Genomic DNA, 12711 nt, shown 5'->3' on the forward strand with positions numbered 1-12711 from the left:
CTTCCTACTGTCACAGCTGTTTACAATATTGTCGTTCAGCAGCATTTTCGTTTGGCTGCGAATTTAGCAGCCTGTTGCTGACAGGGAGAACACAACCCTCAGAAATGTAGGAGAATCGTATATGGCAACAATGAAGGACGTTGCCCAGCTTGCAGGCGTATCGACTGCCACGGTATCCCGTGCGCTGATGAACCCGGATAAGGTTTCAACAGCCACCCGCCAACGTGTCGAAAAAGCCGTGGTCGAGGTTGGCTACTCTCCAAACTCGCTTGCCCGCAATCTGCGCAGAAATGAATCAAAAACGATCGTCGTGATCGTGCCCGACATCAGTGATCCCTTTTTTGCGGATGTGATCCGTGGGATCGAAGAGGCGGCAACCGCACAAGGTTATCTGGTGCTGCTTGGTGATTGCGCACAGCAAAATGCCCGTGAACGCTCGTTTGTGAATCTGGTTTTCACCAAACAAGCCGATGGCATGCTACTGCTCAGCTCAAATCTGCCGTTTGATATCAGCAAACCGGAACAAAAAAACCTGCCACCGATTGTCATGGCCAATGAGTTCTCACCCGAACTTGAGCTGCCGACCGTGCATATCGACAACCTAACCGCCGCATTTGATGCCGTGCACTACCTGACCCAGCTCGGCCACAAGCGCATCGCCTGCGTTGCTGGGCCAAGTAGCATGCCGCTGTGCAGTTACCGAACTCAGGGCTATATTCAGGCGATGCGCCGTGTCGGGATTGCGGTGGAAGACCGTTACATGACCTACGGTAACTTCAGTTTTGATGCCGGCGCACAGGCCGTTTCACAACTGATGGCACAACCTTCGCCCCCAACAGCCATTTTTTGCCACAGTGATGTGATGGCCATTGGTGCGCTACAACAGGCGAAGAAGCTAGGGTTTCGGGTACCACAAGACTTATCGATCATTGGTTTTGACGATATCAAGTTCTCAGAGTATTGCGATCCGCCACTGACCACGGTGTCCCAGCCTCGCTATGAGATTGGCCGCCAGTCAATGGAGTTGCTGCTTGATATGCTCAGAGGCAAAGATATCGGTACCAGCTCACGGCTGCTCGATGCAAAACTGGTAGTTCGCGCCAGTACCGCCCCGCCGCGCCGCTAGTCTGTGGCCAGTTTGTTTGGCAATATCTGGCCAAACATCCGTGTGTTATTGGCCGGCGCGTGCGTCGGTCAAATTCAGCACTGCATTGATATTTTATCCGGACAATAACGGGCAAAATACAGGCGATATACGGGCTAATAATCAGCAATGACAGCGGCGATGAGCAAGAAAAGCCTGAGATGATTGATTTTAATGCATAATTTGATCGATAAATAACCCCCTTTTAGCATCCACAACTGGTCAAATCTGCTTCAGTTAAGTAGGATGTTTATCCTATTCCGTTAAACAGTCAGACTCGATATTCATTGTGGCACAACGAGACTATGTATCCCGCGGCAAACGCGCGGCGGCGGCAAAAGCAAAAGCGCGCCGGAACACAAAAAAAACACCTCGACCGTTGCCCATTATGGCTATCGGCCTTGCTGCTGTACTGATCGCCGGTATTGCGGGGGGAGTCTATTACGTCAAAAACCGTGACACCGATGCGGCACTCAACCTTCAGCAGCAAATTAAGCATAAAAATGGCCTGCCGGTAAAACCCGAAGAGCGCTGGAGCTATATTAAAGAGCTGGAAAATAAAGAGGTGGTGATCAGTGATCCGCATAACCCAATGCAAGATCGCACCGCGCCAACCCAGTTAACCGCAGAGCAGCAAGCCATTCTGACCCAGTTGCAAACCGAGATGCAGCAAGCGCCACAGGCTTTGCCGCGTACAGATCGCAACGGCAATATTGATGGTGAGACTCAAATTACGCAGAACAAGCCGGTCTACACCTCCCCAAACAGCAATAATCAGGGGCAGCCAACTGCAAAAATTGAACAAATTCCCCCTCGCCAAACCACAGCGGTAGCCAAAGAGAGCAAGCCAACACTGGTACAGCCGCCGCCAATTCCGCGCGGATCAGAAACAGCAAGAAGTGAAGCGGTAAAAGTTGAAACCGCCAAAAAAGTGGATGAAAAACCACAAAAATGGCTGGTTCAGTGTGGAGCATACCGCACCAGTTCGCAGGCCGAAGAGGTGCAAGCTACTCTGGCATTTCAAGGCATTGAGGCCAATTTACGTACCAGCAATAGCTGGCACCGTGTGGTTCTTGGCCCTTACAACAGCCGTGCGGCCGCTGACAAGCAGCAAAACCGTTTAAAAAGCAGCGGTATGTCGAGCTGTTTAATTCTTCCGGTTCAGGGTTGAAACTCCTTTCCCAAATCCCCATCTAAGCATTATGTGCCCTGACAATGATCAGGGCTTTGCGTAATTCTCCGATGAGGAACACACAGTGACAACAATCGTAAGTGTGCGCCGTAATGGTAAAGTCGTCATTGGCGGTGACGGACAGGTTTCTCTTGGCAACACTGTAATGAAAGGCAATGCGCGTAAAGTACGCACCTTGTATAACGGCCAAGTGATTGCCGGTTTTGCTGGCGGTACTGCCGATGCATTCACCCTGTTTGAGCGGTTTGAGCGTCAGTTAGAGATGCATCAGGGTAATTTAGTTAAAGCAGCCGTTGAGCTGGCCAAAGATTGGCGCTCTGACCGTGCTCTGCGTAAACTTGAAGCACTGCTGGCCGTTGCGGATGAAAATGCCTCTTTAATCATTACCGGTAACGGTGATGTGGTACAGCCGGAAAATGATCTGATTGCAATTGGCTCTGGTGGCCCGTTTGCCCAGTCTGCCGCACGTGCACTGCTGGAAAATACCGAGCTCTCTGCCCATGATATCGTGGAAAAAGCGCTGACCATTGCCGGTGATATTTGTGTGTATACCAACCAGCACAAAACCATCGAAGAACTTCCAAGCAAAATTTAAGGCCTGACCATGTCTGAAATGACCCCACGTGAAATTGTCCACGAGCTTGACCGTCATATCATCGGTCAGGATAAAGCCAAGCGTTCTGTTGCCATTGCACTGCGTAATCGCTGGCGTCGGATGCAGCTGCCTGAAGCGCTGCGCCATGAAGTGACACCCAAAAATATTCTGATGATCGGCCCAACCGGTGTTGGTAAAACTGAAATTGCCCGCCGTCTGGCAAAACTGGCCAATGCTCCGTTCATCAAAGTGGAAGCGACCAAGTTCACCGAAGTTGGCTATGTTGGTAAAGAAGTTGACTCGATTATCCGCGATCTGACAGATTCAGCCATCAAAATGGTGCGTTTGCAGTCTATCGAAAAGAATCGTGTGCGCGCCGAAGAGCTGGCAGAAGATCGTATTTTAGATGCGCTACTGCCACCACCGCGTGATAACTGGGGTCAGACTGAAAAAACTGACGAACAATCACATACCCGCCAGATTTTCCGTAAAAAACTGCGCGAAGGTCAGCTCGATGATAAAGAGATCGAGATTGAGACTTCGGCAGCCGGCAGTGCCGGTGTTGAAATCATGTCGCCTCCGGGCATGGAAGAGATGACTAACCAGTTGCAATCTATGTTCCAGAATCTGGCCGGTCAGCAAAAGAAAAAACGCAAACTCAAAGTGCCCGAAGCACTCAAAGCGCTGATTGAAGAGGAAGCCGCCAAGCTGGTCAATCCTGAAGAGCTCAAAGAGCAAGCCATTCACGCGGTTGAGCAAAACGGCATTGTCTTTATCGATGAGATAGACAAGATCTGTAAGCGTGGCGAAAGCTCCGGCCCTGATGTTTCACGCGAAGGTGTTCAGCGCGATCTGCTGCCACTCGTCGAAGGCTGCACCGTATCTACCAAGCACGGCATGGTGAATACCGATCACATCCTGTTCATCGCCTCGGGTGCATTTCAGGTTGCCCGCCCGTCTGATCTGCTGCCTGAACTACAAGGCCGCCTGCCGATTCGTGTTGAACTCGATGCCCTGACCAGTGCCGATTTTGAGCGCATTTTGTCAGAGCCAAGTGCCTCACTGACCGAGCAGTATAAAGCACTGCTGGCAACCGAAGGCCTGAATGTTGAATTCACGCCAGAAGGTATCCGCCGCCTAGCTGATGCTGCCTTTACCGTCAACGAGCGCACCGAAAATATTGGTGCACGCCGTCTGCATACCGTGATGGAGCGTCTGTTCGAAGAGGTCTCTTTTGATGCCAGCGAGCGCAGTGGTCAGCTAATCACTGTTGATGCCGATTACGTCAGCAAGTACTTGGCTGATGTGGTGGAAGACGAAGATCTCAGCCGTTTCATTCTGTAATCAGCCAAACGAAACGGTGGCAATCAGGGTGCATCATGCTTTGGCATATCACCCATAATAGGCTTGCCCCGCTTTCCGCTTATCAAAAACAGAGCGTGCTTGCGCTCTGTTTTTCCCTTTCCCGCACAAATTATGCTGTGAATTTAACCAAACAGTCATACCCGCACCCCAGCAAGATGCTGTAAACTACAGCGCTCAAATTTCTCGCACAGACTACTTGCGCTATCGCATGATTTGCTCTGCCGGCCATTTTTTAACCCTTAACTATGTTGAAGCCAAACCCATGAGTGACTCCAAATTTGCTATCTGGTTGGAAGCGACACGTCCGCGCACTTTACCGCTGGCCTTAGCCTCAATTATTACCGGAGCTGCAGTTGCTATGTGGCAAGGACGCTTCCAGGCAACCATTACTGTTCTTGCTCTGCTGACTGCCACATTGCTGCAGATTTTATCGAATCTGGCCAATGACTACGGTGATGCCGTCAAGGGCACCGATAAAGATCGGGTTGGCCCACGCCGCGCCGTACAAAGCGGCCTGATCTCGGCACAAAGCATGAAACGCGCGATGCTGATAACCCTGCTGCTCACCTTGGTCAGCGGCGGTACATTAATTTTGCTGGCCTGCCGTAAACCAGAAGACATTATCGGATTCCTGCTGATGGGCGTAGTCGCGATTATCGCGGCCATTACCTATACCGTGGGTAATAAGCCCTATGGTTACATGGGGTTGGGCGATATTTCCGTACTGACTTTCTTCGGTCTTCTGGGTGTTTGTGGCACTTACTATCTACAAACCGGCACATTTGAGGCGGCCCTACTGCTGCCAGCGCTCGGTTGTGGTTTACTGGCCACCGCAGTACTGAATTTAAACAATCTGCGTGATATCGAAACTGATCGGCTCTGTGGAAAACACACACTGGCCGTACGCATGGGCCCACTGTGGGGCAGACGCTATCACCTGATGCTGATTAGCGGCGCGCTGCTAAGTCTGGCCCTGTATGCCCTATTTACCGTGCAGACACGGGTGATCTGGCTATTTCTGCTGGCCAGCCCGCTGCTGATTAAACATGCCATTGCGGTCTGGCACGAGCCAAATGGTGCGGCACTGCGCCCGTTACTGGAACAAGTGGTCAAAGGGGCACTGCTGACCAATATCCTGTTTGCCATCGGGCTGGTACTTAGCTAAACCAGCCGCTAGCGCTTAGCTAAAACAGTAAAAACTGACTTTCGTTGTATTCCCCCCCCTCTGGTGGTTTTGCAATCACCCCCGGCGGGGTTATACTTTGGGCACACTCAATCACAAAGCTGATATCTTATGAAATATGATACTTCTGAACTGTGCGATATCTATTTAGATCAAGTTGATGTGGTTGAACCTATGTTCTCCAGCTTCGGCGGACGCAGTTCTTTTGGTGGAAAAATCACCACCATCAAGTGCTTTGAAGATAACCAACTGATCAGTGACGTGCTAGATGAAAACGGCCTCGGGCGCGTACTGCTGATTGACGGCGGTGGCTCGGTACGTCGGGCGCTGATTGATGCGGCATTGGCACGCAAAGCTTGTGATAATGAGTGGGAAGGCATCATCGTATACGGTGCAATTCGTCAGATAGATGAGCTTGAAGAGAGTGATATTGGTATTCAGGCGCTCGCGCCGATCCCCGTTGGTGCTGATAACCAAGGGCACGGTGAAGCCGATGTTCCGGTCAATTTTGGTGGTGTCACTTTCCTGCCAGAAGATCATGTCTACGCTGATAGTACCGGTATTATTTTATCGCCAGAGCCGCTCGATATTGAGTAACTTAACAATAACCCGGTGAATATACGCTCAATATTCAGTTTGTGTGATTCCGCGTTATCCCACCCATACTGCGCTGATACTGACTGAACGCCGGATAAAAAAACAGAGCATAAATGCTCTGTTTTTTTGTCTTACACTTCTTCCATCTTGCCAAGCAGAACGCGTAAACGCTCTTGCCAGCCATGATGCTCAGAACGCAGTTGCTCATTTTCACGCAGCAGCGCTTCGTGGGCAGATGCACCCTGTTGAACTTGTTGTGCCAAACCATGGTTCTGATCTTTTAGCTCTTCAATTTCCATCTGCAGCAGCTGGATGGTATCGACAGCTTGTTGAACTTTAGATTCCAGCTTCTCAAATACTTCAAAAGACATATAAATACTCCCTCAATCATCGCATTATCGCGACTGTACGTATTGCCGATTGTACCCCACTGCTCGCTTGTACCACAGCCCTATCCACGCAGCTTTTTACTCTCTTTGCATATATCTTGTGATTATTGGTCTTTATCCCCTGAAACATCAGGTTCGATAATGCGCATTTCGGTCTAAAAAATTGCGCCGGCGCAGTAAACACATAAAAACAACATTACACCATATTGCATTACATTCCACTGAATCTACGTGTCTTGGTCAATACCCGCCTGCTTAATTGATTCAGCTATCAGAAAACGCGTAAAGAGCAGATTTCGCTACTTATTGCTAAATTTTGAGCCTGTTCACTAAAAAATGCGCAAAAAATCAGAAATCTTGACCGATAGCGCACATTCTATCTTTCTCATTTTTCGTATTCGAACTTTAACGTTACATTTACACCACGGGCCAGCTATCTGGTCTAACCAGTTATTTTGCCAATTGCGGATTCCACAATAACAACAGGACTGCAGATATGAGCGCAACTCATCACCCTACGCTTACCGCACAATGTACCGCTGAATTTATCGGAACCGGACTTCTCATCTTCTTTGGCCTCGGCTGTGTGGCTGCAGCTAATTTAGCGGGCGCAACCATGAGCTTGTGGGAGATCAGTATTATCTGGGGGGTTGGTGTGGCGATGGCCATCTACCTAACCGCCGGCGTTTCCGGCGCACACCTTAATCCTGCCGTGACAATTGCCCTGTGGCTGTTTGCCTGTTTTGATCGTAAACGTGTCATTCCGTTTATCGTTGCACAAATTGCGGGTGCCTTTTGTGCCGCCGCGCTGATCTACTTCCTGTACGGAAATCTGTTTGCCAACTTTGAAGCGACTCACAACATCGTACGCGGCAGCGTAGAGAGCCTGCAAACTGCCGGCGTGTTCTCTACCTACCCACATGCGGCCATCAGTGTCGGCCACGCTTTTGTGGTTGAATTGGTGATCACCGCGGTTCTGATGGCACTGATTATGGCACTGACCGATGACGGTAACGGCCTGCCGCGCGGCCCGATGGCCCCGCTGCTGATTGGTTTGGTCATTGCAGTCATTGGCGGCGCAATGGGCCCGCTGACAGGCTTTGCAATGAATCCGGCACGTGATTTTGGCCCGAAACTGCTGGCGTTCCTTGCCGGCTGGGGTGATATAGCCCTAACCGGTGGCCGTGATATCCCGTATTTTATTATCCCAATACTGGCTCCGATTGTCGGCGCATGCTTGGGTGCTGCCGGTTACCGCGCCATGATTGGCCGTAACCTGCCCTGCAACAGCTGCAAAATAACCGATGACGATAATGCGGTGACTAAGATCATTCGTGATTAAGCGCGCATCGCCATACCGAACCCATGTGACTTGCCGTGTCTGCAGCATTTTAAAATACACGGCAGGCCGACAGAATAATCTTCTGAATCATCGCGCATTAGCGCGTAAAATTAAGAATAACTGACCTAGGATAGAACAATGGAGTCGACGATGACTGAAAAAAAATTCATGGTTGCGCTGGATCAAGGCACAACCAGTTCACGTGCGATTGTTCTTGATCACGATGCCAATGTTATCAGTGTTTCACAGCGCGAATTTACCCAGCACTACCCGCAAGCGGGCTGGGTTGAACATGATCCGATGGAAATTTGGGGTACGCAAAGTGCCGTACTGGTCGAAGTGCTGGCAAAAGCCGGTATCACCTCTGATCAAGTAGCCGGTATCGGTATCACCAACCAGCGTGAAACCACCATTGTGTGGGAAAAAGAGACCGGCAAGCCGATTTATAATGCCATTGTCTGGCAATGCCGCCGTACCGCGCCTATCTGTGAAGCGCTGAAAGAGCAGGGGCTGGAAGAGTACATCCGCCACAATACTGGTCTGGTAGTTGACCCCTACTTCTCGGGCACCAAAGTTAAGTGGATTTTGGATCACGTAGAAGGTGCACGTGAGCGTGCTAAGCGTGGAGAGCTGCTGTTTGGTACTGTTGATACTTGGCTGGTCTGGAAGATGACCCAAGGGCGCGCGCACGTTACCGACTACACCAACGCCTCGCGTACCATGATGTTTAACATCCATACGCTAGACTGGGATACCCGCATGCTCGAGGCGTTGGATATTCCGCGCGAAATGCTGCCAGCAGTACGCCCATCATCGGAAATTTACGGCCAAACCAACATTGGTGGTAAAGGTGGTACTCGTATCCCGATTGCTGGTATTGCCGGTGACCAGCAGGCCGCGCTGTTTGGTCAGATGTGCGTACATCCGGGCATGGCAAAAAATACTTACGGAACTGGCTGCTTCTTGCTGATGAACACCGGTAAAGAGGCGGTACGTTCGCACCACGGTTTGCTAACAACCATTGCATGCGGCCCGAAAGGTGAGCCAAACTATGCACTTGAAGGGGCTGTATTTATCGGTGGAGCCTCTATTCAGTGGCTGCGAGATGAGCTGCGCCTGCTGGGTGACTCGTTCGACTCTGAATACTTCGCCACCAAGGTTAAAGACAGCAACGGCGTGTATGTCGTGCCTGCCTTTACCGGTTTGGGCGCTCCCTACTGGGATCCGTACGCCCGTGGTGCGATTTTCGGCCTAACCCGTGGTGCAAACCGTGACCATCTGATCCGCGCCACGCTCGAATCAGTCGCCTATCAAACCCGTGATGTGCTTGATGCGATGCAAGCCGACTCCAGTACCCCGCTGACCGCCCTGCGAGTTGATGGTGGCGCGGTGCAAAACAACTTCCTGATGCAGTTCCAGTCTGACATTCTGGGTACTACCGTTGAACGCCCACAAGTGCGTGAAGTTACCGCACTGGGTGCGGCGTATCTGGCCGGTTTAGCCATTGGTTTTTGGAAAAATCTGGATGAACTGAAGTGCAAAGCGGCCATTGATCGGGTATTTGAACCGACCATGTCTGACGGTGAGCGCGCCCGCCTGTATAAGGGCTGGCAAAAAGCCGTCAGCCGAGCACAGCACTGGGAAGATTAATTTCAGCCGTTACGTTAAAAGTACAGAATATAAGCACAAAAAAGCCACCGCATGCGGTGGCTTTTACTTGAACGGCTTTAACGGCTTTTACTACCGTTATTACATGCGCTAAACAAAACTCACGAATATAGCGGCAATACCAATCAGAACAATTTTTTCGCCGTAGCCAGCCAATCAGCCTTAAATGGACGCTTCATATTCTCGATAGCATCGATAATATCGTGGTGAACCATTTTCTCATTTTGGATACCAACGCAACGGCCACCGTAGCCCTCTTGCAGCAGATCAACGGCATACGCACCCATGCGGGAGGCTAGAATGCGGTCATAAGCTACCGGAGCACCACCGCGCTGAATATGCCCCAAAATAGTGGCACGGGTTTCACGCTGGGTCTCTTTTTCGATAAAACGCGCCAGTTCATTCACATCACACATATGCTCGGTGATGGCAACAATCGCGTGTTTTTTACCCTTACTGATACCGGCACGAATTTCATCCACCAGCTCAGCACGGTTAAATTCAACTTCAGGGATAACGATAAACTCACAACCACCGGCAATCGCCGCGGCCAGAGTCAGATCACCGCAGTGACGGCCCATCACTTCAACAATCGAGATGCGCTGATGCGAAGAGGAGGTATCACGCAAGCGGTCAATTGCTTCGAGTACCGTTTCCAGCGCCGTAAAGTAACCGATTGTATAGTCGGTACCGGCTACGTCATTATCAATCGTGCCCGGCAAGCCGATACACGGGAAGCCCATTTCGGTCAGCTTTTTTGCACCCATGTAAGAGCCGTCACCGCCGATAACCACCAGCGCATCAATACCGTGCTGACGCAAATTCGCGATAGACTCTTCACGCACCTTCTCTTCACGAAACTCTGGAAAACGTGCCGAGCCTAAAAATGTACCACCACGGTTGATGACATCTGAAACACTCTGACGATCCAGCTGACGGATCCGGTTTTGATGCAGACCCAGATAACCATCTTGGATCCCGTACACTTCCAATCCTTCGCCCAATGCTGCACGCACAACACCGCGGATCGCGGCATTCATTCCCGGTGCATCACCACCGCTGGTCAATACGCCAATCTTTTTGATCATGACAACCCTCTGACTCTCGAAAGTTAATGACAGCTAAAGCCACACAGCACAACAGGCATCCCCCAATGTCACTGCCGCTCTGTCATTGTGGCTCAATAACCGGCACGCTACCCTAATTCACGCCCAGTAACGCTAACGGTAATAAAATTAAGTGATGAGTATTACAATTTTGAAAAAAAACTACGTTGACGCTCATCACAGTAACTCATCTCACCGAGCGAGCAGGCAAGATCGCTAAGCTTACTCCATTCAGCTTAGCATTTTATGTCTGAGCGGCGTCAATAGCCTACTTTTACCCCTAAACAGTTTGACCAAGCGCGCTGTTTTTCATCTCTTCGGGCACAGCCGATACCGGATCTTGGTGAATCAACACATCAGCACCGGGAAACATCTGCATCAGATCTTTTTCCAGCCCGTCGGCAATCCGGTGTGCATCCACCAGCGGCAAGGCATCTTGCAGTTCAAGGTGCAGTTGGATAAAGCGAGTAGGCCCTGCGCGGCGGGTACGCAATTGGTGCACCCCCATCACGCCGGCAGTCGAGCGCACTTTTTGTAGGATTTGCTCACGCTCTTCGGCAGGCAGCGCCTGATCCATCAAAGACTGTACCGCCTGATATGCCATGTAAAACGCACTGACCAAGATATAGCAGCCAATCCCTATCGCAAACAGCGCATCGGCTTTGCCCCAGCCCCACCAACTTAAACCCAGCGCCAGTAAAATTGCACCGTTCATCAGCAGATCGCTTTGATAGTGCAGCATGTCAGCCTTAATTGCCTGACTGTCGGTACGGCGCACCACATAGCGCTGAAAAATTAGCAGCAGCAACGTAACTAGCAAGGCAAACAGTGTGACGACAATCCCCAAACCGGGATCATCCATCGGCTGCGGCTTAATCAGGCGCTCTATCCCTTGTAATAGTAGGAAAAATGCCGACCCACAGATAAAGGCACTTTGCGCCAGCGCCGCCAGTGACTCAGCTTTTCCGTGGCCAAAACGGTGATCCTCATCTGGCGGCTGCAGTGAGTAGCGGATCACCAGCAGATTGGTCAATGACGCAGCAATATCCAGCAGTGAATCAACCACCGAGGCAAGTAAGCTAACCGCACCGGTTTTCCACCATGCCACAATTTTTACCAGCAGCAGTAAGGTTGCCACTAAGGTAGAACATAATGCTGCCAGTTTTACCCAGCGGCCATAATCCTGATTCATTGTGCTTACCACTCCTGACTCTGTTTTCATGCGCACCATCTTTTGCATGTCGCCCGTTAACTGATGTCAGTATAACGTTTTCCACGCTCAGCCGCCTATGCCGGCGCTGACGCAAATGTATACAAGATTGTCGAGCCGCTGGCTTGAAAAAAAGCAGCCAGCCGGCGCATACTTTTTCTCTCTCTTTTTCGCAGTATGTACGCACCCTACGCAAGGTAAACTTATGTCAGATTTTCTTATGGGGGATACAGCCGCATTACCTGAAACCGCCCCCAAAGTTGCACTGTTACTGCTTGATTTTATGAATGAAACCCTTGATCCACAGGGAAAGTCAGCCGCGCGCGGTTATACACAATTTGCCCAGCGCCACCACGTATTGCCGAACATTACCACCTTGCTACAGCATGCACGGGCACAGCACTGGCGCATTATCCATGTAAGAGTGGCTTTTTCTGCCGATTACCGTGAGGTCAGCCCACACTCACCGCTGTTTTCTGCGGCAGCAAAATCAGGGGCATTTCAAGATGGCAGTTGGGGTGGCGAGTTCTATCCGGCGTTTGCACCGCAAGCAGGGGAAGAGGTGATCACCAAACACCGAGTCAGCGCATGGTGTGGTACTGATTTAGCGTTACGGCTACGGGCAGCAGGCATCAACGAATTGGTTATGGCCGGTTGTGCCACTGATTTGGTGGTGCAAAGCACAGTACGCGAGGCGCACGATCAGGATTTTATCTGCACGGTGGTCGGTGACTGCTGTATCGCAGCCAGTGATGATGATCAAGAGGCAACCCTGCGGATGCTAGCCAAAGTAGCGCGGGTGCTGACCGTTGACTCTCTTATCGGCATAAAATAGAGCTCATCGGCATAAAAAAATCCGGTGCGTAATAGTACTGCATAGCACTTCATAGTACCGCATAGCACTGCACCGGATTTCTATC

The 12711-nt window shown here is 50.8% G+C and carries 12 protein-coding genes; 9 read left to right on the forward strand and 3 right to left on the reverse strand.

Translation table 11 applies throughout. The features are described from left to right. The first annotated feature begins 121 nt into the window (after window positions 1-121). From cytR to rraA, 6 genes are all read left to right on the forward strand, one after another. Complete coding sequence (gene cytR, locus AC1HDJ_RS01565) at window positions 122-1126, forward strand: DNA-binding transcriptional regulator CytR (RefSeq protein ID WP_479536712.1); 1005 nt, start codon at window positions 122-124, stop codon at window positions 1124-1126. Window positions 1127-1433: 307 nt separating this feature from the next. Next, window positions 1434-2315 (forward strand): cell division protein FtsN, encoded by an 882-nt coding sequence (ftsN, locus tag AC1HDJ_RS01570; protein WP_479536714.1) that lies wholly within the window; start codon window positions 1434-1436, stop codon window positions 2313-2315. 85 nt (window positions 2316-2400) lie between these two features. Continuing rightward, window positions 2401-2931 carry an ATP-dependent protease subunit HslV gene (hslV, locus tag AC1HDJ_RS01575; protein ID WP_479536716.1) on the forward strand — a complete coding sequence of 177 codons (531 nt, stop codon included), beginning with the start codon at window positions 2401-2403 and terminating at the stop codon, window positions 2929-2931. A 9-nt stretch (window positions 2932-2940) separates the two neighbouring features. Then, window positions 2941-4275: an HslU--HslV peptidase ATPase subunit gene (hslU, locus tag AC1HDJ_RS01580; RefSeq protein WP_479536718.1), complete on the forward strand. Its 1335-nt coding sequence runs from the start codon at window positions 2941-2943 to the stop codon at window positions 4273-4275. A 283-nt stretch (window positions 4276-4558) separates the two neighbouring features. Beyond that, window positions 4559-5461, forward strand: coding sequence for a 1,4-dihydroxy-2-naphthoate polyprenyltransferase (locus tag AC1HDJ_RS01585; protein ID WP_479536720.1), 903 nt, complete (start codon window positions 4559-4561; stop codon window positions 5459-5461). A 129-nt stretch (window positions 5462-5590) separates the two neighbouring features. Beyond that, entirely contained in the window at window positions 5591-6076 is a 486-nt protein-coding gene (gene rraA / locus AC1HDJ_RS01590; protein ID WP_479536722.1) for a ribonuclease E activity regulator RraA, read from the forward strand. 131 nt (window positions 6077-6207) lie between these two features. Here the strand turns inward: rraA and zapB are convergent, their stop codons facing one another. Continuing rightward, entirely contained in the window at window positions 6208-6447 is a 240-nt protein-coding gene (gene zapB, locus AC1HDJ_RS01595; RefSeq protein ID WP_438623228.1) for a cell division protein ZapB, read from the reverse strand. A gap of 514 nt (window positions 6448-6961) precedes the next feature. On the opposite strand from zapB, the gene AC1HDJ_RS01600 reads away from it, so the two are divergent. Both AC1HDJ_RS01600 and glpK read left to right on the forward strand, forming a co-directional pair. Then, window positions 6962-7807, forward strand: coding sequence for an MIP/aquaporin family protein (locus tag AC1HDJ_RS01600; protein WP_479536725.1), 846 nt, complete (start codon window positions 6962-6964; stop codon window positions 7805-7807). A 150-nt stretch (window positions 7808-7957) separates the two neighbouring features. Then, window positions 7958-9457: a glycerol kinase GlpK gene (gene glpK / locus AC1HDJ_RS01605; RefSeq protein ID WP_479536727.1), complete on the forward strand. Its 1500-nt coding sequence runs from the start codon at window positions 7958-7960 to the stop codon at window positions 9455-9457. A gap of 143 nt (window positions 9458-9600) precedes the next feature. Here glpK and pfkA read toward each other — a convergent pair whose 3' ends face one another. Beyond that, window positions 9601-10563, reverse strand: coding sequence for a 6-phosphofructokinase (pfkA, locus tag AC1HDJ_RS01610; protein ID WP_438623231.1), 963 nt, complete (start codon window positions 10561-10563; stop codon window positions 9601-9603). A 298-nt stretch (window positions 10564-10861) separates the two neighbouring features. Continuing rightward, a complete protein-coding gene (gene fieF / locus AC1HDJ_RS01615; RefSeq protein WP_479537195.1) occupies window positions 10862-11773 on the reverse strand; it encodes a CDF family cation-efflux transporter FieF in 912 nt (303 codons plus the stop codon). A gap of 223 nt (window positions 11774-11996) precedes the next feature. On the opposite strand from fieF, the gene AC1HDJ_RS01620 reads away from it, so the two are divergent. After that, window positions 11997-12626: a cysteine hydrolase family protein gene (locus tag AC1HDJ_RS01620; protein ID WP_479536730.1), complete on the forward strand. Its 630-nt coding sequence runs from the start codon at window positions 11997-11999 to the stop codon at window positions 12624-12626. The last annotated feature ends 85 nt before the right edge of the window (window positions 12627-12711 follow it).

Source organism: Plesiomonas sp. ISS29 (genome assembly GCF_056522795.1).